The following is a 24125-nucleotide window of genomic DNA, read 5'->3' on the forward strand; positions in this document are numbered from 1 at the left end:
GCCGCCAGGGATAGCTACAACTTAATTAAAAATCCGCCACCAAAGTGACGCTGAAGCTGCGCGGCGCGCTGACGTAGAACGTCGGCGGAGTGGCCGGCGCACTGCTTCCGATTGCGACCGCATTGCTGGTGAACTGGCTGCCGCTGCCGGCGTTCAGGTTCAGGTATTGCTTGTCAAAGATATTGTTGAGGTTGAAGCGCAGCGTCGGTTTCTTCAGCCACGTGGTGGACGGGAAGGTATAGCCGGCGCCGGCGTTGAACACCGTATAGCCGCCCAGGCTGTCGTCGTTGACCAGCGTGGTATAACGCTTGCCGGTGTATTTGGCCTGGCCGAATACATACCAGCTGTCTTGTGCGTATTGCAGGCTCAGGCCGCTCAGCCAGTTCGGGGTATCCGGGAACTCTTTGCCGCCGGTTGGCAGGTTGAAGTTGGCCGCCCAAGGCATATCCTTATCCATCTTGCTCTTGATATAGGAGAGCGAACCGTACAAGCTCAGGTTCTTGGTGAGCGAGTAACCGGATTCCAGTTCAAAGCCTTTGGACGTCGAATCACCGACGTTGTAATCGATACGATTGCCGGTATCCGGGTTGAACGAGGTGGCAATCCGATTTTTGTAATCGACATAGAATACCGATCCCGAAAACGTCCATTTATCGGCTGCGTAACGGTAGCCCAGGTCGTAGTTCCAAGAGGTTTCCTTATCCACCGGCACATTGCGCACGGTGCCGCCGGTGTACACGCCGTTGACAAATTTGCCGCCTGAGATCAGGTTGAAAAAGGAGAAATTGCCTGGCGCTTTGAAGTTCTTCGCAGCATTGAAGAATACCGATTGCGCCGGATCGAGCTGGTAACGGATGCCGAGGCTAGGCAACAGATCGGAATACGATTTCTGCACGGTATAAAACCCTGGCGAGCTTTGGCTCGGGTTGTTGGTGACGTTACGGTCTATGCTCGAATAACGGGCGCCGAGTTGCAGGTTCAGTTTGTCTTGCATCAAGCTGATGTTGTCTTGCGCAAAAGCCGATTTGCCGGTGCTGATGGTGAGCGTGTCGCGGTATTGCACGATGCTGCCGTCCTGATTCCGCAACCAGGCGCTGGGATTGTTCAGCCAGACATCGGCCGCATTGCCGTTGTTGTCGATAGGCGCAAACGGGCCGGTTTGCTGATGACGCGCGCGCTCGTACCAATAGCCGACCATCAGTTTGTGGTTCTCGATCTGCTGGTTGTACTTGACCGTGACGCCAGGACGATAGGTGCGGGTGCGGCTGCCTTCATAGACGAACACGGTGTCCTTGGTGTCGCCGTCGCCATTGACGTCACGTACGCCGCCGCCCAGCAACGCACCGGAATTACCTTCGGTGATAGTTTGCAATTGATTGCCGCCGGTGCCGAAGCCGTACCACATGTAAGGGTTGACATCGATGCTGGATTGCGGCGCCAGCTGGAAGTGCGCGTTCATGGTGGCCAGCCAGTTCTTGAACGGATTCAGGTTGTAGCCGTAGTATAGGTCTTTGTTACCGGTATTGATGCCGGCGTTCGGCCCGTAGGTCGAGTCATTCTGGGCACCAGGACCGCCCGGCTGATGCACCGGCGCTACAGTGCCGTAATCCAGGTTGCGTCCGAACTGGGCAATTTGCGCCTTGGTCAGCGAGCGATAATTATTGTTCAACGCTGTGTTGTACATGAAGCCGGTATCGACAAAGCTGCCGCCGCCCAGATCCAGCTTGCTGTTGAAGTCGACGTGTTGCTTGTCGGCGCGGCCCTTGCCCTTGAACTTGTCGGCTTGCGCCTTGGAATAAGAGATGAAGAATTTGAAGCGATCGTTGAACAACTTGCCGGAATCAAGGCGCACATAGCCTTTACGCAGATTGTTCGAGCCGAACGTGTATTCGGTGCGGAAGCGGCGCTGATCTTCCGGGGTGCACATGGTCATGCCGATATTGCCGCCGGTGGCGCCGACGTGCGGCGCTTCGGTGTCGGTGGAACCTTGGGTGACGAAGATGTCGCACAGGTTTTCCGCATCGGTGTATTCCTGCGGATAGACGGCGAAGCTGCCGGAATCGTTGACCGGTGCGCCGTTGACGGTGAAGCCGAGCTGGTCGCTGTTAAAACCGCGCACCCGGACATTGCCGCCGAACAGGCCGGTGCCGTCGGTATCGTAGCTGTTCACGCCCGGCAGCAGATTGATCATCTGGAACGGATTGCCGGTGGTGCTTTGCTTTTCCATATAGTCGCGATTGACCGAGCTGCGCGCTTTCGCTGATTCTTCTTGCTGGATCAGGCCGGTGCTCTGGCCGCCGCCGGCATCGCCTTGCACCGTGACCTTGCCCACTTCGGATGTGTCCGCAGCATAGACCAATGGACTAGCGGCGATGAATAACCCGGAGATCAGCAGTGACAGCCGGGTGACTTTGAATTGCATGGCATTACTCCCTGTACGTTTTCGGTTTTTTGATGTTTTCAAACTAAGTATTCAAACTGCTGCTGGCTGTTGCTTTACCCCGCTCCCGGGATAAATTCCAGTTCGGCGCTGAATCGGTGAGTTGCTTCTCCGGCCCAGCTGGATTCGGGAAAAGCAGAAAAGGTGGCGCGGTTGATGGTCTTGCGGGCGGCCTCGTCGAGCAGCATGGAGTTCGCCGATTCTTCGATGCCTTGCTCCACCAGGGTGCCGTCGCGATTCAGTACAAACCAGACCTTGACCTTGCCTTGTGGCCGCTGTTGACTGGCTTCGCGGCCGGTTGGATAGCGCTTGATGCTATTCAGATGCGCCCGCAGCTTGGCGATATAACCTGCCTCGATGCTGGCGTTGTTCGGTTTGGCTACGGGCGGTGCGGGTTCCGGAGCCGGCGGTGCTACGGCGGCAGGCGCGGCGACGGCTTTGGGTGGCGCTGGCGGCGCCGCCACTTCGGCACTCGGGTTGTTGCTGAGGGGCGTAGCGCTCACTGTCTGCGGTGGCGTTGGCTGTCGGATCGGCTGCATGACCGGCACTGGCAGCGGCTTGGCCACCTGCGGTGGCGTCGGAGTCGGCGGCGCGGGTGTAGTCACTGGCGGCGCCGGCGGCTCCGGTTCCGTCAACGCGATCTGCACCAGGGAATCATCTGCATGCGGCTGGATCTTTACCGCTTTCTGAATCCCGGCAAAGATCAGGATCGCGAGTATGATTATCGACGGCAGCGTTGCCAGCGCATCGCGAAACCGGTAGAAGAACGGCATGGTCATGATTGCTTGCATCACGGTTTGCGGGTAGCAATGGAGATCGATTCGAAGCCGTTCTGCTTCAAGTTGTCCATCACTTCCACCAGCCGTTGCACCTCAACCCCGCGATCGCTGTTGACGATGACGTTGAGTTTTTCGCCGTTCTTCCTGGCTTGGTTCAAGCGTGTCGACAGCTCGCCGAGCTTGGTGTCGACGCCGTCGACTTGCAGCGCGTCGTTGAGGCCAATCGTGATGACAGCCTTGTTTTGCGGTTTCAAATCCTGCGAGCTGCTGGCAGTCGGCAGATGAGTTTTCATGCCGAGTGCAGGAATCACGTTGAGACTGATCAGCACAAAAAACACCAGTAGAAACATCATCACGTCGATCATAGGAATAATTTCGACGCGGGCTTTCCGCTTTTTTGGTTCGTCCCAACTACGCATTGCACTACCCCGATATAAGATGCGCGGCGATAGCGTGAAGTCGCTAACCGCTATAATTTCTATAACTGTCGGCAGAATAGCGAGGAATTATTTCGGCAGTATTACAATCGTTAGCGATGTGGCGGGAGCGGCACAAAAGACAGCAGGATCTTGATCGCATAGACCACGATCAGAGAGCCGGTCAGGTCGCCGATGGACATCACGATCAGGCCCGACCAGAAATGATAGGAGACGCCGCGCAGCACAAACCACAGCAGCTGCAGCAGCGGATTGGCGAGGCCGTACAACAAGATGCAAGCCAGCAGGCGGGTGGTGGTCAGATTGCTGAGCGAGCGTTGCAGGCGCATCTCTTGCAATGTGAATCTATAGGCGAGATAGGGCGCCAGCGCCGAGATGATGCTATAGCCGACGGTGGTGACCGGATCGCCGGGAAAGATGGCGTAGATGCTGGAAGTCAGCAGTGAAGCCAGCAGGATGCCGAGCACGCCCGCTTCGGCAAACAGCAAGGTGCAGATAAGCCGTATCCCGGCCGGCAGATAAATCCAGGCAATCCCCTGCGTAAATTCAATGTGCTTGAAGAGCCAGTCGTTAACCATGTACACCAGCATGTAGACCGCCACCGTGATGGTGACGGTCAGCAGGTTGAGGCGCAGTTTCGCGGCGGTGGACGAGGGAATGGTCATGGCGCGGGTATCTTACCTAATTACTTATCCAATTACTTGCCGAATCGCCGAAGCATCTGCGCGAACGCCTGAAGATACTTGCGATTAGCCTGAAATGGCGGGTATGATCGATACAGATTTAACAGCGTTAGCAGAGTGTTTCGGCAGCCGCTTACAATAAATACAGCCATGGACAAAAATAACCGACCTGCAGATATATACGTGCGCTTTTTGCAACTGGCAAATGCGCTGCGCGGCTTGCCGTCGTTGCCGTCGCTAGACCCTTTGGAAGATCGCATCCTGGCCTTCGTCGCGCGCGCCGGGCAAGCCAAGGAGCGCCTGTCGGTGCGCGACATGATGGCGCAAAGCGAACTCGGATCGCCGGCCATGCTGCATGCGCGGCTGAAATCGATGCGGGAAAAGGGCTGGATCGTGCTGACGGATACCGACGATACGCGCCGCAAGCAGGTGGAATTGAGCCAGGCGGCGTGGCTGCATTTCGATAAGCTGTCGAAGTGCTTGCTGCAGGCAACGCGGGACGCCGGCAAATAGCTGATCCTGGGGGAACCGCGACACAATGTGCTTTCAGAAAATACGCTCACGGCGTATTTTTTTTGTCCGTCCGCTGTAACAAACTGATGTAACAAGCAGGTCATATTTATTTCTTATAATTTTTGACTATTCAACATCAATATTCCAGACCCGGGCGAGCTACATGGGCGCGACAAAGCAACTGCGGCACAACACAGTTTCACCGGCGCTCGCACTGGCATCAGCGTTGGGCATGAGCCTGCTGGTCGCTGCCTGCGGCGGCAGCGACAGCAACCGCAGTGTCGACGCCGGCGTGAAGGCGGCCTGGGTGGTCGTCGGCAGCAACAACCAGGCCACCGTCAGGGTCATCACCAGCGACGCCAGTTGTCCGGAAATCCTCGACGGCGCTGACTATATGGCGATGACTTTGCGCGCCGCAACGGCAACCGCGGCGCAGCGCCCGACCGCCAGCGCAGCCGCCGACTCCAAGCCTTCCGCCTTCCCGGTCACCGCCTGTGAATACAAGGTGCCTGCCGATAGCAGCGGTATCTCGGTCGGCTCCCGCTCTTTGCCGTTGCCCAAGAAAGCGCCGCAGCGCGTAGTGGTGCTGGCCGATACAGGTTGCCGCTTGAAGAAGGCCGATAACGCCTGGCAAGCCTGCGCCGACGGCGACGCCTGGCCGTTTCCCGAGATCGCCAGCACCGCTGCCGCCATGCAGCCGGATCTGGTAGTGCACATAGGCGATTATCACTATCGCGAAAACGCCTGCCCCGCAGATATCGGCGGTTGTAAAGACAGCCCTTGGGGTTATGGCTGGGATGCCTGGCAAGCCGATTTGTTCCAGCCCGCTGCACCCCTGATGGCCGCTGCGCCCTGGGTCATGGTGCGCGGCAATCACGAGGAATGCGCCCGCGCCGGCCAGGGCTGGTTCCGCTTCCTGGATACGCAGCCGTTCGACGCCAAGCGCTCTTGCGACGATCCGGCCAACGACGGCTTGGGCAATTTTTCCGATCCATATGCGGTGGCAGTCGGCGCCGATACGCAAGTGATTGTGTTTGACTCGTCGAAAGCGGGCCGGGCTGCGTTGCCGATCAGCGATCCGCAATTCATCAAATATCAGGCGCAGTTCCAGACAGTCAACCGCTTGGCTGCGAAAGCCGGCGTCAACAGCATTTTCACCAACCACCATCCGATTCTCGGTTTTGCGCCATTGGCCGGCGCTGCGCCGGCGCCGGGCAATGCTGCTCTGCTATCGGTGATGCAAAGCGTCAATCCCACTGCCTTCTACCCAGCCGGGGTGAAGACGGCGATTCATGGCCACGTCCATGATTTCCAGGCCATTAATTTTTCATCCAATCATCCAGCCACTTTTGTTTCCGGCAACGGCGGCGATAATCTGGATGTGAATTTTGCCGATCCATTCCCCGCCAACACCAATCCCGCTCCCGGCGCCATCGTCGACAAGATTGCCCATACCAGCAGCTTCGGTTTCATGGTGATGGATCGTCAGAGCGATGGCACATGGGCATACAAAGCCTATACGCGTAAGGGACAGCTGCTCACCACTTGCCTGCAAAACGCCAACAACATCAGTTGCGACAAGACCGGTTATCTGGCGCCAAATTGATGCCGCGCCTGTGGCTGGCACTGCTGCTGGCTTGCTGCTTGCCGTTCAAGCTGAATGCGGCGCCGCTCAATACGCCGCTGTTTCCGGAAATGCCGGCGCCCGCAGCCGCGCCGGCCGATCCTCCGGCCTTGGTGGCGCTCGGCCGCCAATTGTTTTTCGATACCCGGCTGTCGGAGCCGCGCGGCACCAGTTGCGCCAGCTGCCACGCTCCAGCGCAGGCTTTCTCCGGCAATCATGGATCACGCATCGGTGTCGCGCTCGGCAGCCGCCCGGCCAGTCTGGGTACCCGCAACACGCCGTCGGTCTTGTATCTGCGCTATACGCCGCCGCGTTTTTTTTACCAGGACGATGATGCGCTGGTGCCGATGCCATTCGGCGGTTTCTTTTGGGACGGCCGCGCCAATACCTTGGCTGAGCAAGCTCAGGGGCCTTTGTTTAATCCCCTGGAAATGAACAACCGCAATCCCGGCCAGCTGGCGCGCAAACTGCAGCAAGCGTATGCGTCCGAGATGCGAGCCCAGTTTGGCGCGGCCATTTTTCAGCGGCCGGCGCAAGCGACTCAAGCCGCCAGCCGTGCGCTGGAAGCCTTTTTACGCAGCGATGAAATGACGCCGTTCAGCTCCAGGTACGATGACTATATCCGCGGCAGGATTCAATTGAATGCGGCGGAAATGCGCGGTCTGCGCTTGTTTAAAGATCCGGACAAAGGCAATTGCGCGTCCTGCCATAAATTCAACGACAGCTCCAGCAATCCGGCGCGCTCGATGTTTACCGATTTTGGTTACGATGCGGCAGCGATGCCGCGTAACCGCCGGATCGCAGAAAATCGCAATCCCAAATACTACGATCTCGGCTTATGCAAAACCGCAGCCCAGTTGCAATGGCCCGACAGCAGCCAATGGTGCGGTTATTTCAAAACGCCCAGCTTGCGCAATGTCGCCGTGCGCGAAAGTTACATGCATAACGGCGTATTCAGCACGCTGCGCGACGCCGTCGCGTTTTATGCGACACGCGCCACCAACCCAGGCGACTGGTACAAGAGCGGGATCAAGTTCGACGACCTGCCGCCAGCCTATCGGGAAAACGTCAATATCAATTCGGTGCCCTACAATCGGCGCGAAGGAAGCACGCCGGCGTTAAGCGATAGCGATGTTGACGATCTGGTGGCTTTTCTGCAAACGCTGACGGATGCCGCGTATGTCAAACGGAAAATTGAATCCGGCAATAAATGACGAGGGGCCGGCCGCTGCAGCAGGTCGAGCCTGTTTAACCTGTTAGACAAGAAACAAAAATTCAGCCAAGACTTACAGGTTTGCATGCAAGCAGGAGGCAAAAGCTCAGCCATACTACGATCTTTCACTAAGCGAATACTTTCCGGGCTCAGGCCAGGGTATTTATTGGAATGCTATGAAAGATGCTATTATTGGTGCTATTAACGATACTTTAAAAAGTATTTCTATGGCCCACCTGATACTTGCTGAAACGACCGCAAGCGTTTCCGAGCTTAAAAAAGACCCTATGGGAACCGTTGCTGCCGGTGAAGGATTTCCTGTGGCGATATTAAACCGGAACCAGCCGGCTTTTTATTGCGTGCCAGCAAAGGCCTATGAAGCCTTGATGAACAAGCTGGAAGACATGGAGCTGAACGCGATTGCTGACGCGCGCCAAGGGCAAGCTATCGTCAAGGTCAAGCTGGATGAGCTTTGAACTAGCTTTCCTTGAGGAAGCTTTGAAGGAATGGCGCAAGCTGGATCAGGGCATCCGCGAACAGTTCAAGAGGAAATTGGCGGAACGATTGCTGAGCCCCCATCTGCCGTCCGCCCAGCTGTCAGGCTCCGGGTGTCGATATAAAATCAAACTGCGCCAAGCCGGCTACCGGCTAGTCTACGAAGTGCGCAACAAGCAGTTGATCGTGCTGGTTGTGGCCGTCGGCAAACGCGAGCGCAACGCCGTGTACAAGGTTGCAGAAAGACGTTAAGTCAGCAGTCGTTCCTGAATCAGCTCAATTTCTCATTGATTTCTGCTCAATTTTTGCCAAGCATGCTCAGCGCTACCGCCTCCGCCACCCGGATGCCGTCAATCGCCGCCGACATGATGCCGCCCGCATAACCTGCGCCTTCTCCGGCCGGGAACAAACCACTCGTATTCAAACTTTGCAGGCTGTCGTCGTGGCGCTTGATGCGTACCGGCGATGAAGTGCGGGTCTCGACCCCGGTCAGCACGGCGTCGGCCATGGCGAAACCGCGGATCTGTTTGTCGAATACCGGCAAGGCTTCGCGGATGGCGGCAATTGCGTAGTCTGGCAATGCCGTACTGAGATCGCCCAGATGGACGCCGGGTTTGTAGGATGGAATCACGGAACCGAGCGCAGTCGACGGCCGGCCGGCGATAAAATCGCCTACCAGCTGGCCAGGTGCATCATAGGTGCCGCCGCCCAGTTCGAAGGCGCGCGATTCCCACTGGCGCTGGAAGTCGATACCAGCCAGCGGGTGGCCCGGATAGTCGTCTGGAGTGATGCCAACCACGATGCCGCTGTTGGCGTTGCGTTCGTTGCGCGAATACTGGCTCATGCCGTTGGTCACTACCCGCCCCGGTTCCGAAGTGGCCGCCACCACGGTGCCGCCCGGGCACATGCAGAAACTGTAGACCGCGCGGCCACGAGCTTGACCAGATTCACAGTGATGCACCAGCTTGTAATCGGCAGCGCCCAGTATCGGATTACCCGCGCTGGGACCGAAGCGGCAGCGGTCGATCAGGGATTGCGGATGTTCGATGCGGAAGCCGACGGAGAACGGTTTGGCTTCGATATACACGCCGCGGTCGTACAGCATCTGGAAAGTATCGCGGGCGCTGTGGCCGATTGCCAATACCACATGGTCGGTAACGATGGTCTCGCCGCTGGCGAGCACTACCGCACGCACCTGGCCCTGGCCGTTTTCCATCTTGATGTCGATGTCTTCGACCTTTTGCTGGAAGCGGAACTCACCGCCCAGCGCCTCGATGCTGGCGCGCATCTGCTCCACCATCTTGACCAGCCGGAAGGTGCCGATATGCGGCTTGCTGACGTACATGATCTCGTCCGGCGCATCGGCCTTGACGAATTCGGTCAGCACCTTGCGGCCGTAATGCTTGGGGTCTTTGATCTGGGTCCACAGCTTGCCGTCGGAAAATGTGCCGGCGCCGCCTTCGCCGAACTGGACGTTGGATTCCGGCTGCAGTTCGCGTTTGCGCCACAGTCCCCAGGTATCCTTGGTGCGTTCGCGCACCGCCTTGCCGCGCTCCAGGATGATCGGATTGAAACCCATCTGCGCCAGGATCAGGCCGGCAAACAGGCCGCACGGCCCGGTGCCGATCACCACCGGCCGCACTTTCAGTCGGGCCGGCGCTTGCGCTACGAAACGGTAATTGGTGTCAGGCGTCGGCGCTACACTGCGATTGCCCTTCATGCGTTTGAGGACCGTATGCTCGTCCTTGAGATCGACATCCACGGAGTAAGTCAGGATCACTGCGGCTTTTTTGCGGGCGTCGTAGCTGCGGCGGAAAATTGTGTAACCGAGCATTTCCTCAGCGGCGATTCCCAGCCGCCCCAGAATCGCGGCGTGCAGTGCGTCTTCAGGATGGTCGAGGGGGAGTTGTATTTCATTCAATCGCAACATGGGTATTCCGGGAAGTCAGGTGGAGACAGGATAATCGGTCGCCTTGCGGCGGCTCTTGAGCGCTGTCCCGCAATTATTTTGATAAAACGACAATGCCGCGCGGCAGGGCGTTATTTTACCTTAGGGCGACCGCAACGGCAGCGCAGCAGGCCATTTAGCTGCTTGCTAACCCTGCATCTTTTGATTAGCGCCGGCTTATCGTTGCGGCGTCGAGCCGCGTCGCCGTTGTTTTAATAAAAAACGCGCCGGATCGAGTGCCGCCGCCAGATCGGCCTCAATCGGCAGCGGTTCGCCATTCAGTTGCGAGGCCAGCAATTCTGCCGCCAGCGGCGCCCATATCAAACCGCGCGAAGCATAACCGAGCAGGCTGTACAGGCCGGCAAAGCGGGGCAGGTCTTTCAGTTTTGCTTCGCGCACTGCGCATGTTCCGTTTTTGTCCGGCAAGGCGCCGATCAGCGGCAAGCGGTCGCTCGCCACGCAGCGAAAGCCGACGCGTCCGGCCAGCGGCAATTGGCCCGCCCGCCAGCCCGGCAGGATGTTGGCCAGGCGCGCCAGATTGGCGTCCTGGCTGTCTTGGCGCAGCGTCGCTTGCTCATCCTCGTCGTAGGAAGCACCGACGCTGCAGATCCCCTCATAAGCCGGAGTCAGGTAGGCTTCGCCGCAAAGTACCGGCGTGATGGCGGGAACCTGCTTTGCATCGAGATACGTGATCTGGCCGCGGATGGCGCTCAAGGGTAAATCTGCCGCCTGGGGAAAGTGCAGGGCGTCGCAGGCATTTGCCAGAATCAGCACCGGCGCACTGGCGATCTTTGCGCCGTGCTGGTCGTGTACGGCCCAGCTGTCTTGCTCACGTTCGAGGATTGCGGCGCGCTGTCCGAAATGGATTTGCAGACGATCGCCGCAGCTCTCCAGCATAGTCTGGCAAAGACTGCCCGGCCGCACCCAGCCGGCGGCCGGAAAATACCAGCCGCCGCCGCTGACCGGGCTGCCGGCGAGACGGCTTGCGGCAGCCTGATCCAGCCACTGCGCATAGTCGGCGGGATAACGCCAGTAGTCGGCCAATTGCTGCTGGCCGCCGGCATGTTCGGCGTCGCGGGCGATTTGCAAGACGCCGCAGGCCGCGCCGTCAAAGGTATTGCCGATGCCGCCCAGCTGGCGCCAGACCTGCAGGGCGAATAAATAGGCGCTGCGGCTGAGGCGTGATCCAGGGTTGTCGTCGCGCGAAAGCAGTGGCATGAAGATGCCGGCAGTATTGCCGGAGGCTTGTTGCGCCGGCGTTGTGTGGCTCTCGATCAGATCAACGCTCCAGCCGCGCTGCACCAGGCGCTGGCAAGCTGCGCTGCCGGCCAGGCCGGCGCCGATGACAATCGCGCGGCGGTCGCTATGGACAGTCGCCGCTGTCGAACTTGCTGTGAGCCGTGCGCTAAAACGCGGCGCAAAATGGGCGCGCAAGGCGCTGGTTTGGGAGGCGTCGTCAGCCGCGCTTTCAAACACAAATCCGGCTTGCTGTAACTGTTTGCGGGCAGTCTCTTCCGTTCCTGAAATATCCAGGCTGGCATGTTCTGCAGCTAATCTGCCCAGAATATTTAGCGCCGGCGCCGGCCATGTTTGCCAACTGCGCCCATGCAACCGGAAGGCATCCACTTTTGCCACTATCTGACGCAGACAAGCGGCGCTATCGCCGATCATCAGCGTCAGGATAAGTTGTTCATCTTGTAGAAAAATCCGATGAAACCCCGGCACCGCCGGCGGCCATGCTGCTCGCAGTTCGGCGTGCAAGCTCTGCCATTCCGGCGCCTTGGCCGAGACTTGTTGCAGCTCGTCGAGCGCAGCAAGTTGCGGCAGCAGCGCCAGATAATGCAATTGCCGGGGACGCTGCGGATCGTCGCGCCAAGCTTGCCAGGTGGCGAAAAAATGTTCGCCGTCGCCGAATTCGCTGTCCAGCAAGACGAAGCTTTCCCGTTCGCGCCAATGGAGAGGGTGAGAGCTCAGCGAGGGAACCGGATGCGGGATCGTCATGGCGCTGCGGCAAACGGCGGCTAATAAATCCGGGTGACCGTATAACCGCGTTGCCGCAGTATCGCCAGCACGCTGTTTTTACCCACCAGATGCAGCATGCCGATGCCGACGAAAGCATGCGGCGTCGAACGCGTCAATCTGGCGATGCCATCCGCCAGGCCCGGGTTGCGTTGATCCAGCAAGGCGCGTTGCACGAATTTTCCGGTGAAAGTGTCGTCACTGGTCAGTTCCGCCAGCATGGCGGCCATGCCGTCGACATCGCCATTGCGCCACAGCGCGATCATTTGCAATGAACGTTGCGCCTTGGCCGGGTCTTGTATTTCATCGATGCTGTCTTGCAGGAACTGGATCTGCTCGGCCGAGGTCAGCTTGCCCAGCAAGGACACCTGCTGTTCGGCAGTCTCCAGTTCGATCAGCGGCTTGCCGTGGCTTTTCGCAAAGGCGGCCAAGGTGGTATCGACTCCATACTGCGGCAGATAACCCTGATGCGTATATTCGCCAATGCCCAGCACGGTCGCCAGCAGCCACGGTTTCATGTTGGTCACGGCGGCCGGCGTCAGGCCGTATTTTTCCAGCAACGGGTTGAGCTGCTGTTGCAGCGGCGACGGCAGTTCCTGCGCCAGCGACTTGCCATCGGCATAGACGCCGTATTTGGTCATCAGGGCGGCCAATCCCTGCGTGTTGCCGGGATCGATTTCCAGCGCTATCGATGACGATTGTTGCAGCGCTTGCAAGACTTTGTCGTCGAAAGGATAAAAATCGGCACGGCCGACGTGGATGGTGCCGAAGACATAAGCGCTATGGCTGGAACGCTGTATCTTGAACAGCGCGCCGCCCTGGCGGCCGTGGTCGGCCAAGGCTGGGGCCGCCGCAGCGTCTGCCGCGCTGGCCGGGGCAGCCGGGCCGGTCTGAGCCAGCAGGCTTAGCGGCAACCAGCACAATGTCACTATAATCTGACGAAGCACACTTTCTCCTTGATAACGAATGCACCGAAGGCACCCCCCGGCACAATGGCAAAGAATACTACAGCGCTCTGGCTGTTCGATCTGGACAATACCCTGCACAACGCCTCGCACGCAATTTTCCCGGCGATTCATGACAACATGAACGCCTTCATGGCGCGCACCCTGGGCAGTGGCGGCGTAGATGCCGACGCCGCCACGGTCGTTGCCGCCAGGGAGGCTTACTGGCGGCGTTATGGCGCAACCTTGCTGGGTCTGGTCAAACATCATCAGGTGCGGCCCGAGGATTTTTTGCGCGAAGCGCATCGGTTTGACGATCTGCTGAGCATGATCCGGGCCGAACGCGGCCTGATCAATTTGCTCAAGCGCCTGCCGGGGCGCAAGATACTGCTGACCAACGCACCGCTGCGCTACTCAGGCGACGTCTTGCGCCACTTGCGCTTGCAGCGTCACTTCGACAAGCATATTTCGATCGAGTCCATGCACGTTCATCGGCAATTGCGGCCGAAACCGTCGCGCCACCTGTTGCGCCAGCTGCTGGCGCGGGAGCGGATGGCGGCGCGCCGCTGCATTCTGGTGGAAGACACGATAGCTACGCTGAAGGCGGCCAAATGGGTCGGCATGCGTACCGTCTGGGTCACGCAATACCTGGCCGACCGGTCAAATCTGATAAAGCGCCCCAAATACGTCGATGTCAAAGTAAAATCGGTGCGGCTGCTGAGCAAGAATCTGCACCGCTTGCGTTGAGGCCGGGCTGTTGCAACCGATAGCTGTTGCAGCGGCTTGGACAGGGAGCAAGCGCAGTTTTTCTTTATCCCATCATTACTAAAATAAAAATCATGGCAACTACTAAACCCGGCGAGCGCAAACTCCAGATTCTTCAGACCCTGGCCAGCATGCTGGAACAGCCCAAGGGCGAAAAAATCACCACCGCCGCGCTGGCGGCCAGGATCGAGGTGTCGGAAGCGGCGCTGTACCGGCACTTCGCCAGCAAGGCGCAGATGTTCGAAGGCCTGATCGATTTCATCGAGAGCAGCGTCTTCGGCCTGGTCAACCAGATTACCGAACAGCAGGAAAAAGGCTTGCATCAGGCGCAGGCGATTGCGCTGATGCTGCTCAATTTTGCCGAACGCAATCCGGGCATGACCCGGGTCATGATCGGCGATGCGCTGGTGAATGAGGACGAACGCCTGCAATTGCGCATGAATCAGTTTGTCGACCGCATCGAGCTGGCGCTGAAGCAGGCGCTGCGGATCGCCGCCTCGCAAGGGGAGTCGAATGAAGCGGAAGTGGCGCTGCGCGCCAATATCCTGACCAGCTTCGTGCTGGGCCGCTGGCAGCGTTTTGCCCAAAGCCGTTTCCAGCACAAGCCGGGTGACGACGCCGCGCAGCAAATCGCATTGATGCTGGTTTAACGCTAGCGATATTTTCATCATAACGGAGCAGATTCAATGAAAAAAACTTTGTTGGGGACGACCCTTTCCGCAGTATTGACTCTTGCGCTGGCGACCGCCTACAGCAGCGCCATCGCCCAGATCAAGGTTGGCGTGAGCGTCTCCGCCACCGGGCCTGCAGCCTCGCTTGGCATCCCGGAAAAAAACACTTTCGCGCTGCTGCCGAAGGAAATCGCCGGCCAGAAGGTGCAATACATCGTGCTCGATGACGCCACCGACAGCACCACCGCAGTCAAGAATGCACGCAAGCTGATCAGCGAAGAAAAGGTCGACTTGCTGATCGGTTCGACCGCGGTTCCCGGTTCGCTGGCGATGAGCGATGTCGCCGCAGAGTCGGGCACGCCGATGATTTCGATGGCGGCTTCGGCTTCCCTGATCGAGCCGGTCGATGCCAAGCGCCGCTGGGTTTTCAAGACCCCGCAAAACGATTCGCACATGGCGACTGCGATCATCGCCCACATGGCTGACGCCGGTGTCAAGAGCGTTGCCTTTATCGGTTTCTCGGACGCTTATGGCGAAGGCTGGTACCGCGAATTTTCCAAGCTGGCCGAGCTGCGCAAGATCAAGATTGTCGCCAATGAACGCTTCGCCCGCAACGATACTTCAGTCACCGGGCAGGTGCTGAAGATGGCCAGCGCCAATCCCGATGCGGTACTGATTGCCGGCGCCGGCACGCCCGCTGCCTTGCCGCAGAAAACGCTGAAAGAGCGCGGTTACAAAGGCAAGATTTATCAGACCCATGGCGTTGCCAACAACGACTTCCTGCGCGTCTGCGGCAAGGATTGCGAAGGCACCTTCCTGCCGGCCGGGCCGTTGCTGGTGGCCGAGCAGCTGCCAGACGGCAATCCGGTCAAGAAATCGGCCATGGCCTATCGCACCGCTTATGAGAAAGCCTATGGCGCCGGCAGCATTTCTACCTTCGGCGGCCACGCCTGGGATGCCGGCATGCTGCTGGGCGCGGCCGCACCGCAAGCGCTGAAAAAGGGCCAGCCGGGAAGCAAGGAATTCCGCGCTGCGCTGCGTGACGCTATCGAAGCCATCAAGAATCTGCCGGTATCGCAAGGCATCGTCAATATGAGCCCGACCGATCACGTCGGTTTCGATCAGCGTTCGCGTGTGATGGTGGAGATCGTTAACGGCAAGTGGAAACTGATAGGCGCTGCGCAGTAAACTATGGATCTTTCAATTGCCGCCATCCTGGCTCAGGATGGCATCACCAGCGGTGCGGTATATGCACTGCTGGCGCTGGCGCTGGTGCTGGTATTTTCGGTCACCCGCGTCATCTTTATCCCGCAGGGTGAATTCGTTGCCTTCGGCGCTCTGACGCTGGCGGCGATCCAGGCCGATAAATTCCCCCTGTCGGCGACATTGCTGGTAGTGCTCGGCATTCTGAGTTTTATCCAGGAAGCGGCGACCGTGGTTTTCGGCCATAACGCCAGCGGCGACAGCCTGCGCGCCCGGCGACTCGGTCTGGCGCTGCTGAAGTTCGTGCTGCTGCCACTGGCTATCTATGGGGTCACCCGTTGGTATGGCCATGCCGCGTTGGCGATGCCATTGCAGGTTTTGCTGACCTTGCTGATTGTGGTGCCGATGGGGCCGATGATTTACCGGCTGGCGTTCCAGCCGCTGGCGGAAGCCAGCACGCTGGTGCTGCTGATCGTATCGGTGGCGGTGCATTACGCCTTGATCGGCATCGGCCTGCTGATGTTCGGCGCCGAAGGTTCGCGCACCGCGCCATTTTCCGACGCCCGTTTCGAGATCGGCGGCCTGACTGTTTCCGGCCAGAGTTGCGTGATCATCGTGGTTTCGCTGCTGCTGATTGTCGCGCTCTACGTTTATTTCGAACGCACCTTGTCCGGCAAGGCTTTGCGCGCCACCGCCGTCAACCGGCTCGGGGCGCGCCTGGTCGGTATCGGCACCGCGCAAGCGGGGCGTTCGGCATTCACGCTGGCCGCTGCATTGGGCGCCTTGTGCGGCATCCTGATCGCGCCGTTGACCACCGTGTACTACGACAGCGGCTTCCTGATCGGCTTGAAGGGTTTTGTCGGCGCCATCATCGGCGGCCTTGGCAGTTATCCGATTGCCGCTGCCGGCGCTTTGCTGGTGGGTTTGCTGGAATCGTATTCCTCTTTCTGGGCCAGCGCATTCAAGGAAGTGATCGTATTTACCCTGATCATCCCGGTGCTGTTATGGCGTTCGCTGAGCAGCAAGCAGATCGATGAGGGTGATCAATGATGTCACCATTTTCCCTTAACAAGTTGCCATTGCTCGGTTTCGTCGTAGTGATGGTCGTGCTGCCGATCTTGCCGACACCGGAATTCTGGATCACCCTGGCCAACTACATCGGCCTGTATGCCATCGTCGCCCTGGGTCTGGTGCTGTTGACCGGGGTGGGCGGCCTGACTTCGTTCGGCCAGGCGGCTTTTGTCGGCCTCGGCGCTTACGCCACCGCTTATCTGAGCACCCAGTTCGGCCTGTTGCCGTGGCTGGGCTTGCTGGCCGGTTTGTGCGTGACGACGTTGGCGGCGCTGGCGATCGGCGCGATTACGATGCGTTTGTCCGGCCATTATCTGCCGCTCGGCACCATCGCCTGGGCGCTGTCGCTGTATTTCTTGTTCGGCAATCTGGAATTCCTCGGTAAATACGATGGCTTGAACGGCATCCCCGCGCTCAACTTGGTTGGGGTCGAACTCGACAGCGGCCGCAAGATGTTTTACCTGATCTGGGCGATCCTGCTGGTGGCGCTGATCGGTTTGCAGAACTTGTTGAATTCGCGCTCCGGCCGCGCCATCCGCGCGCTCAACGGCGGCGCAGTGATGGCCGAGGCAATGGGCGTCAACACTACCTGGATCAAAGTGCTGATCTTCGTGCTGGCGGCATTGCTGGCCAGTGTATCCGGCTGGTTGTATGCGCATCTGCAACGTTCGGTAAGCCCGACGCCGTTCGGCCTGAACGCCGGTATCGAGTACCTGTTCATGGCGGTGGTCGGTGGCGCCGGTTATGTGTGGGGCGCGATTCTCGGATCGGCGTTGCTGACCTTGCTGAAGGATCAGTTGCAATCGTTGCTGCCGAAATTGCTGGGCGCCAATGGCAATTTCGAAACCATCGTTTTCGGCATCCTGATGCTGCTGCTGTTGCAGCGCGCACGCGACGGTTTGTGGCCGTATTTATCTCTTTTCTTGCGGCGCTGGATGCCAAGCAAGCCAACGGCGCTGGCGCCGCAGTCTGCCACGCCGCTGGCTATCCGGGCCAGGCATGCGGATGCCGATGTGGTGCTGGAGATAGAGCGTGCCCGCAAGGAATTCGGCGGCCTGGTGGCGGTCAACGACATGAGCTTCAGCGTCAGGGCCGGCCAGATCGTTGGTTTGATCGGTCCTAACGGCGCCGGTAAATCGACCATGTTCAATCTGGTTACCGGGGTCTTGCCGTTGACCAGCGGATCGATCAAGTTCCGTGCGCAGAGCGAGTTGCAGCAGATATCCGGCTTGCCGTCGCGCCAGATCGTCGCCCGCGGTATTGCCCGCACCTTCCAGCATGTGCGGCTGATGAGCAGCATGACGGTGCTTGAAAACGTCGCCATCGGCGCGCACTTGCGCGCTCACCGCGACGATGTGAGCGATATCGCGCGCAGTTTGCTGCGACTGAATCGCTCCGAAGAACAGACCCTGTTGTTTGAAGCGAAAAAACAATTGGAGCGGGTCGGCCTCGGGCATCTGCTGTATGAAGAAGCTGGCAGCCTGGCGCTGGGCCAGCAGCGGATTCTGGAAATCGCCCGCGCGCTGTGCTGCGATCCGACCTTGCTGTTGCTGGACGAGCCGGCAGCGGGTTTGCGTTATCAGGAAAAACTGGCGCTGGCAGATTTATTGCGCAAGCTGAAGGCGGAAGGGATGAGTATTTTGCTGGTGGAGCACGATATGGATTTTGTCATGAACCTGACGGATCATTTGGTGGTGATGGAGTTCGGCAGCAAGATCGCGCAAGGCTTGCCGGCCGAGATACAACAGGATCCGGCAGTGCTGGAAGCCTATCTGGGAGGCATCGATGAGTAACTCCGTGACCACCCCAGTGCTTGCAGTCGACGATCTGCACGTTGCTTACGGCAAGGTCGAAGCCTTGCACGGCGCCAGTCTGCAAGTCGGCGCCGGCCAGATTGTTACCGTGATCGGTCCCAACGGCGCCGGCAAATCGACCATGCTGAACGCGATCGCAGGCGCCATGCCGAACAACGGCAGCATGCGCGGCAAGATAAATCTGCTGGGCCAGGATCTCGACGGCGTGGCGATCGAAACACGGGTTGCGCGCGGCATGTGCCTGGTGCCGGAAACGCGTGAGCTGTTTGCCAGCATGACGGTGCAAGACAATCTGCTGCTAGGCAGTTACCGCCGCTATAAAGCCGGCGACCACGCTTACGCCGACCAGATGGCGGTGGTCTACGACTTGTTCCCGCGCTTGCAGGAGCGCCGCAAACAGCAGGCCGGCAGCCTGTCCGGCGGCGAACGGCAGATGCTGGCGCTTGGACGCGCCTTGATGGCGAAGCCGCAGTTGCTGATGCTGGACGAGCCTAGCCTGGGCCTGGCGCCGCTGATCGTGAAAGAGATCTTCCACATCATCGTGCGCCTGAAACAGACCGGCGTGGCGATCTTGCTGGTCGAGCAAAACGCCCGCGCCGCCTTGCAGGCTGCCGATCATGCCTATGTGCTGGAAACCGGCGACATGGTGCTGCAGGGGCCGGCTGAGCAACTGGCGCATGATCCGAAAGTGATCGCCACCTATCTCGGGCTGGCCAAGAAAACCGGCTGATACCATGTTCTCGGATTTGGACCGGCCTCTGCAGCGGCCCAACTTCTGTGATAAATTCTCTGCTCGCTCAAGTTGTGAGCGAAACGTTCTCAGGGCGGGGTGCGATTCCCCACCGGCGGTAATTGCGCGCAATGCGCATAGCCCGCGAGCGCTTGTTGCAGTGTCGGTGGCAAGATGAGCCGCGGCAAGGTCAGCAGACCCGGTGCGATCCCGGGGCCGACGGTATAGTCCGGATAAAGAGAGAACAGGTTGCGTGCTGGTTTTGAGGAATTGATAAGTGTCTGGCTGACGCGGCGGCAGCAGTGCCGTTGCTATTGTTATTGCTGGCCGACGCTTGTGGATTCCGTATAAATTCGCGCTTCCTTTCGATCCAACACGCCCTGTTTTATTTTCTAAACAGGAGTCTTCAAATGCAACAGCAGCACAATCAAGCAGTCGATATCAAATCAAAAACTCCTGGCGCCGCGGCCAATGAGCGCATCGCTTTCGTCCAGGCCGGCTGGCACCGCGAGATCGTCGATCAATGCCGGATCGCCTTTATCGCCGAAATCGCCAAAGCCGGCTACACCGAACAAGACATCGATTTCTTCGAAGTCGCCGGCGCTTTCGAAATTCCCTTGCATGCGAAATTGCTGGCCAACAGTGGCAGATACGCTGCTGTGGTGGCTACCGGGCTGGTGGTGGACGGCGGCATCTATCGCCATGAATTCGTGGCGCAGGCGGTGATCAGCGGCTTGATGCAGGTGCAGCTGGAAACCGCCGTGCCGGTGCTGTCGGCGGTATTGACGCCGCATCATTTCCACGGCGGCGCAGAACATCAGAAATATTTCTTCGAACATTTTCTGGTGAAGGGCGCGGAAGCTGCACGTGCTTGTGCTGACACCATCCAGAAACTGCGGGTTCTGAAAGCAGCGCAGCCGGCAAACGCTGCCCGCGCTTTGCATAGCGCTTGATTGAGGAGTTTGCTATCGCCCGCTACTGGCGGGCGATAGCGGTTTTCCATATTCAGGGGTGATCGTGTTTGCCGCATACCGGGCAGCCGGCATCGCGGGCAACGCCGATGCGGGTCCATTCCATGCTGCGCGCATCCAGCATCAGCAAGAAACCCGACAAGGAAGTACCGATGCCGGCGATCAGCTTGAGCGCTTCGGCCGCTTGCATGCTGCCGATGATGCCGACCAGCGGTGCGAATACGCCCATGGTGGCACAGGCGACTTCTTCAAATTCCCGATCCGGCGGGAACAGGCAGGCATAACAAGGCGAGCTGGCGTCGCGCGCATCGAATACGCTGATCTGGCCGTCGAACCGGATCGCCGCGCCGGAGACCAAAGGCACTTGATGGGCGACGCAGGCGGCATTGATGGCTTGCCGCGTGGCGAAGTTGTCGCTGCAATCGATCACCACGTCGGCGGCGCTGATCAGTTGATCGAGACGCGCCTGGTCGGCGCGCTCCGCCAATGCTTCCACCTGGATATCCGGATTGATTTGCGTCATGGCGGTTTTGCCAGAGCTGACCTTGGCCAGGCCGACGCGTTCGCTGGTGTGCAGGATTTGCCGTTGCAGATTGGTCAGGTCGACATTGTCGTTATCCACCAGCGTGATGTGGCCAACTCCGGCCGACGCCAGATACATGGCAACCGGCGAGCCGAGGCCGCCGGCGCCGACGATCAACGCATGCGCCGCCAGAAATTTTTCCTGGCCGGCGATGTCGATGTCATCCAACAGGATGTGCCGTGAATAGCGGAGTAGTTGCTGGTCGTTCATGGTGAGCCGCCAAATAGATAAACAATACTGCGGAAATTTCACCGCAGTGCCGGGCAATGGCACCGCGGGTAGGGCGAACGTAAAAAAGGCCGCATCGCTGCGGCCCTAGGGCCTGTTAACATTTGATTTGGGAGATGCGTTCCAATCAAATGTTAACAGGCCCTGGTTTAGCGTGAAAAACGATTATTTTTTCTCGTTCTTCGATTCATCTTTCTTGATGATGGCGCCGTCTTCCGGAGCCGGCTTGTCATCTTTGGAGGTCTTGCCGTCCTTGTCGGTTTCCGAGCGGATTTCCGGTTTTACCTTGGATACTTGTACCGGCAGACCCTTCAACTGGTTCAGCGCCTGCACCAGCTGGAAATCTTCCTTGCTGCCGAATTCCAATGGCTTGCGTTTCTTTTCAATCGCGGCAATGCGCTGTGCTTCTTCCAGTTCGTCGACCTTGGCAGCGGCAACTTCGGGACCCTTATCGGTATCATTGCTCAGATGCTTGGTCAGGTCGGCTTCGCGCAGACGCAGGCCGTTCAAGCCGTCGCCGTCGGCATACTCATCCACCATCACATCCGGCACGATGCCTCTGGCTTGGATCGAGCGGCCGTTCGGCGTGTAGTAACGGGCAGTGGTCAGCTTGACCGCGGTGTTGCGCTCCGGCGGCAGGGCGATCACCGATTGCACCGAACCCTTGCCGAAGGTTTGCGTGCCCATGATGGTGGCGCGCTTATAGTCTTGCAAGGCGCCGGCCACGATTTCCGAGGCGGAGGCGGAGCCGGTATTGACCAAGACTACCATCGGCACCTTCTTCAGCGCTTCCGGCAGGCGCGCCAGCGGGTCATTGCCCGGATTGGCATAGTATTCGCGCTTGGCGTAGAACGATGCCTTCGAGCTTGGCAGCTGGCCGTTGGTGGTGACCACCACCGCATCCTTGGGCAGGAAGGCGGCGGAGACACCGATCGCGCCCGGCAATACGCCGCCCGGATCGTTCCGCAAATCCAGCACCAGGCCCTTCAGATTCGGTTCTTGCGCGTAGACGGTGGCAATTTTCTTGGCCATGTCGTCGACCGTCGGTTCCTGGAACTGAGTCACCCGCAGCCAGGCGTAACCCGGTTCGATCACTTTCGCCTTGACGCTTTGCACGCGGATTTCCTGGCGCGTGATGCTGAAGATCAGCGGCTTGTCTTCATCCTTGCGCGAGATGGTCAGGGTGATCTTGGTGTTAGGCTCGCCGCGCATGCGCTTGACTGCTTGCTCCAAGGTCAGGCCCTTGACCGGGGTAGCGTCGAGGCGGGTGATCAGGTCGCCGGCCTTGATGCCAGCGCGGTAGGCCGGCGAATCCTCGATCGGCGAAACCACCTTGATATAGCCGTCTTCCATGCCGACTTCGATGCCGAGGCCGACAAACTTGCCTTGGGTGCTCTCGCGCAGTTCCTTGTAGGCCTTCTTGTCCAGATAGGCGGAATGCGGATCGAGCGAGGCCACCATGCCGGAAATGGCTTCGGTCAACAGTTTTTTATCGTCGGCCGGTTCGACATAATCGGATTTGATCAGGCCGAAAACATCGGCCAGTTGCCGCAATTCTTCCAGCGGCAACGGTGCTGCGGCACTTTTCTGTGCAATCGCGTCGAACTGGATGGAAGCGCCTATCCCTGCAATGACGCCCAGACTGATCAGACCGATATTCTTGAGTTTACTGCCCATGTTTCACCTAGTAGTTACCCATCCGAGTGGGTCAAACGCACGGCCTTGATGCCGAATTTCAAAGTATAAACCTGATTGTTCATTACCGCCGCTGTTGCCGGCGCTGGCAATCACGTCGCCGGTTTTCACGGCGTCTCCGGGACGTTTCAATAATGCCTGATTATTACCGTAAATCGTCATGTACTGGCTGCCGTGATCCACAATGATCAGATTGCCAAAACCGCGCAGCCAGTCGGCAAACACCACCCGGCCGGCGGCAACCGCCTTGACTTCGCTGCCTTCGGCGGTGCGGATAAACAAACCTTTCCAGCTTGGGCCGTCGCCGCGCTTGCTGCCAAAGCGGGCCATGACGTCGCCGCGCACCGGCAGCCTGAGCTGGCCGCGCAGGGATTCGAACGGCCTGCCGTAGGCGTTATCCTTGGCGTCGGCTTCCGGGGTCAGATCGTTGCGTGCTGTCGACGGCGGGGCTGGCGTTGCCGCCACCGCCGGCGGCTGATCGTCGTCGATCGCATCCGGATTCGGGACCTTCGGCTTGACCTGATTATCGGTGGCCGGCGGCTTATTGGCTTGCGCGGCGCGCTGTTGCTCAAGCAAACGCTGGCGCTCACGTTCACGCGCTGCCTGGGCTTGGGCCTTGGCTTGCGCCTGTGCCAGTTGCTGCTGGCGCAACTTCTCGCGCGCCGCGGCATCGGCTTTCTTTTGCGCTTCGATCAATTGCGCCAGCTTGTCGACCAAGCCTGACAGCCGCTGATCGTCGCGCTGGATATTGCCGGCTTCCTTGCGCTGGCTGGCCAGTTTGCTGGACAGCTGGGTCAGCAGGGCAGCGCGCTTGGCCTTTTCCTTTTCCAGCAGATTCTTTTGATCGCGCTGTTCCTGGGCGATTTCATCCAGGTCATCCTTGGCGTTCTGGGCTTCAGTCTGGTTGGCTTCCACCGCGGCCAGATTGGCGCGCAGCGATTCCAGCAGTCTGGCTTGCGCCTGCGAAACATAACCCATGTATTGCAGATCGCGATTGATGCGATTCGGGTTGTCGCCCGATAACAGCAATTTAATGCGGTCTTCATTGCCGGCTACGTATTGCTGGCGTAGCAGGTTGGCTAGCTGGGTCTGCTGCAAAGCTACCGTCTTGCTCAACTCGTCGTGCTGTTTCGCCAGCTTGGCCAGTTTGGCTTCGGTCTGTTGTTGTTCCGCGCCGAGATCGCGCAAGGAGCGGGTGGCCTTGGAAACCGCGGCTTCGGAGTCGGCCAGGGCGTCGCTGGCGCTGTCTTTCTCGGTTTCGGTCTGGCCGATGTCGCGCTTGAGATTATCCAGTTTTTG

Annotated in this window: 22 protein-coding genes and 1 riboswitch; of the genes, 12 read left to right on the plus strand and 10 right to left on the minus strand. The window is 59.1% G+C overall.

All coding sequences use genetic code 11. The annotated features are described in order from the left end of the window. Nucleotides 1–25: 25 nt before the first annotated feature. The 4 genes from KHU33_RS13780 to KHU33_RS13795 all read right to left on the minus strand — a co-directional run bounded on the left by KHU33_RS13780 (nt 26) and on the right by KHU33_RS13795 (nt 4321). A complete protein-coding gene (locus tag KHU33_RS13780) occupies nt 26–2422 on the minus strand; it encodes a TonB-dependent receptor (RefSeq protein WP_211463811.1) in 2397 nt (798 codons plus the stop codon). Nucleotides 2423–2496: 74 nt separating this feature from the next. Further along, a complete protein-coding gene (locus tag KHU33_RS13785) occupies nt 2497–3231 on the minus strand; it encodes a TonB family protein (RefSeq protein WP_230414259.1) in 735 nt (244 codons plus the stop codon). Then, the gene (locus tag KHU33_RS13790; protein ID WP_211463813.1) at nt 3231–3638 is read right to left on the minus strand and encodes an ExbD/TolR family protein; all 408 of its coding nucleotides are present in this window, start codon (nt 3636–3638) and stop codon (nt 3231–3233) included. Before KHU33_RS13790 ends, KHU33_RS13785 begins: the two co-directional genes overlap by 1 nt. A gap of 110 nt (nt 3639–3748) precedes the next feature. After that, nucleotides 3749–4321, minus strand: a complete 573-nt coding sequence (locus KHU33_RS13795) for an MASE1 domain-containing protein (protein ID WP_211463815.1) — start codon at nt 4319–4321, stop codon at nt 3749–3751. Between the two features lie 168 nt (nt 4322–4489). Here KHU33_RS13795 and KHU33_RS13800 point away from each other — a divergent pair, with 168 nt between their 5' ends. The 5 genes from KHU33_RS13800 (at nt 4490) to KHU33_RS13820 (ending at nt 8436) form a co-directional block, all read left to right on the plus strand. Continuing rightward, nucleotides 4490–4852, plus strand: coding sequence for a winged helix-turn-helix domain-containing protein (locus KHU33_RS13800; RefSeq protein WP_211463817.1), 363 nt, complete (start codon nt 4490–4492; stop codon nt 4850–4852). A 163-nt stretch (nt 4853–5015) separates the two neighbouring features. Next, nucleotides 5016–6458, plus strand: a complete 1443-nt coding sequence (locus tag KHU33_RS13805) for a metallophosphoesterase (protein WP_211463819.1) — start codon at nt 5016–5018, stop codon at nt 6456–6458. Next, complete coding sequence (locus KHU33_RS13810; protein WP_211463821.1) at nt 6458–7690, plus strand: cytochrome-c peroxidase; 1233 nt, start codon at nt 6458–6460, stop codon at nt 7688–7690. The genes KHU33_RS13805 and KHU33_RS13810 overlap by 1 nt, the downstream gene beginning before the upstream one ends. Before the next feature lie 226 nt (nt 7691–7916). Then, nucleotides 7917–8165 (plus strand): type II toxin-antitoxin system Phd/YefM family antitoxin, encoded by a 249-nt coding sequence (locus KHU33_RS13815; protein WP_211463857.1) that lies wholly within the window; start codon nt 7917–7919, stop codon nt 8163–8165. Beyond that, nucleotides 8155–8436, plus strand: coding sequence for a type II toxin-antitoxin system RelE family toxin (locus KHU33_RS13820; protein WP_211463823.1), 282 nt, complete (start codon nt 8155–8157; stop codon nt 8434–8436). Before KHU33_RS13815 ends, KHU33_RS13820 begins: the two co-directional genes overlap by 11 nt. Before the next feature lie 46 nt (nt 8437–8482). Here the strand turns inward: KHU33_RS13820 and KHU33_RS13825 are convergent, their stop codons facing one another. The 3 genes from KHU33_RS13825 to KHU33_RS13835 all read right to left on the minus strand — a co-directional run bounded on the left by KHU33_RS13825 (nt 8483) and on the right by KHU33_RS13835 (nt 13098). Beyond that, nucleotides 8483–10114, minus strand: coding sequence for an NAD(P)/FAD-dependent oxidoreductase (locus KHU33_RS13825; RefSeq protein WP_211463825.1), 1632 nt, complete (start codon nt 10112–10114; stop codon nt 8483–8485). Nucleotides 10115–10309: 195 nt separating this feature from the next. Continuing rightward, entirely contained in the window at nt 10310–12133 is a 1824-nt protein-coding gene (mnmC, locus tag KHU33_RS13830; RefSeq protein WP_211463827.1) for an FAD-dependent 5-carboxymethylaminomethyl-2-thiouridine(34) oxidoreductase MnmC, read from the minus strand. A gap of 20 nt (nt 12134–12153) precedes the next feature. After that, nucleotides 12154–13098: a TraB/GumN family protein gene (locus KHU33_RS13835; protein WP_211463829.1), complete on the minus strand. Its 945-nt coding sequence runs from the start codon at nt 13096–13098 to the stop codon at nt 12154–12156. A gap of 45 nt (nt 13099–13143) precedes the next feature. Here KHU33_RS13835 and KHU33_RS13840 point away from each other — a divergent pair, with 45 nt between their 5' ends. From KHU33_RS13840 to KHU33_RS13870, 7 genes are all read left to right on the plus strand, one after another. Further along, nucleotides 13144–13842, plus strand: coding sequence for a pyrimidine 5'-nucleotidase (locus tag KHU33_RS13840; protein ID WP_211463831.1), 699 nt, complete (start codon nt 13144–13146; stop codon nt 13840–13842). A gap of 92 nt (nt 13843–13934) precedes the next feature. Then, nucleotides 13935–14510, plus strand: coding sequence for a nucleoid occlusion factor SlmA (gene slmA, locus KHU33_RS13845; protein WP_211463832.1), 576 nt, complete (start codon nt 13935–13937; stop codon nt 14508–14510). A 36-nt stretch (nt 14511–14546) separates the two neighbouring features. Continuing rightward, the gene (locus tag KHU33_RS13850) at nt 14547–15719 is read left to right on the plus strand and encodes an ABC transporter substrate-binding protein (protein WP_211463835.1); all 1173 of its coding nucleotides are present in this window, start codon (nt 14547–14549) and stop codon (nt 15717–15719) included. Between the two features lie 3 nt (nt 15720–15722). Beyond that, nucleotides 15723–16784, plus strand: a complete 1062-nt coding sequence (locus KHU33_RS13855; RefSeq protein ID WP_211463837.1) for a branched-chain amino acid ABC transporter permease — start codon at nt 15723–15725, stop codon at nt 16782–16784. Then, complete coding sequence (locus KHU33_RS13860; protein ID WP_230414261.1) at nt 16781–18598, plus strand: branched-chain amino acid ABC transporter ATP-binding protein/permease; 1818 nt, start codon at nt 16781–16783, stop codon at nt 18596–18598. Before KHU33_RS13855 ends, KHU33_RS13860 begins: the two co-directional genes overlap by 4 nt. After that, nucleotides 18591–19349, plus strand: a complete 759-nt coding sequence (locus tag KHU33_RS13865) for an ABC transporter ATP-binding protein (RefSeq protein ID WP_211463839.1) — start codon at nt 18591–18593, stop codon at nt 19347–19349. Before KHU33_RS13860 ends, KHU33_RS13865 begins: the two co-directional genes overlap by 8 nt. Before the next feature lie 81 nt (nt 19350–19430). After that, a riboswitch (FMN riboswitch) is annotated at nt 19431–19599 on the plus strand. Nucleotides 19600–19759: 160 nt separating this feature from the next. Next, entirely contained in the window at nt 19760–20302 is a 543-nt protein-coding gene (locus tag KHU33_RS13870) for a 6,7-dimethyl-8-ribityllumazine synthase (protein ID WP_211463844.1), read from the plus strand. A 52-nt stretch (nt 20303–20354) separates the two neighbouring features. On the opposite strand, the gene KHU33_RS13875 is transcribed toward KHU33_RS13870, so the two are convergent. The 3 genes from KHU33_RS13875 to KHU33_RS13885 all read right to left on the minus strand — a co-directional run. Then, the gene (locus KHU33_RS13875; RefSeq protein WP_211463845.1) at nt 20355–21113 is read right to left on the minus strand and encodes a HesA/MoeB/ThiF family protein; all 759 of its coding nucleotides are present in this window, start codon (nt 21111–21113) and stop codon (nt 20355–20357) included. 183 nt (nt 21114–21296) lie between these two features. Continuing rightward, the gene (locus KHU33_RS13880; protein WP_211463846.1) at nt 21297–22808 is read right to left on the minus strand and encodes a S41 family peptidase; all 1512 of its coding nucleotides are present in this window, start codon (nt 22806–22808) and stop codon (nt 21297–21299) included. 3 nt (nt 22809–22811) lie between these two features. Then, a partial coding sequence (locus KHU33_RS13885) for a murein hydrolase activator EnvC family protein (protein ID WP_211463848.1) occupies nt 22812–24125 on the minus strand: 1314 nt, incomplete at its 5' end.

This window comes from Collimonas silvisoli (assembly GCF_018305005.1).
GTDB classification, from domain to species: domain Bacteria; phylum Pseudomonadota; class Gammaproteobacteria; order Burkholderiales; family Burkholderiaceae_D; genus Collimonas; species Collimonas silvisoli.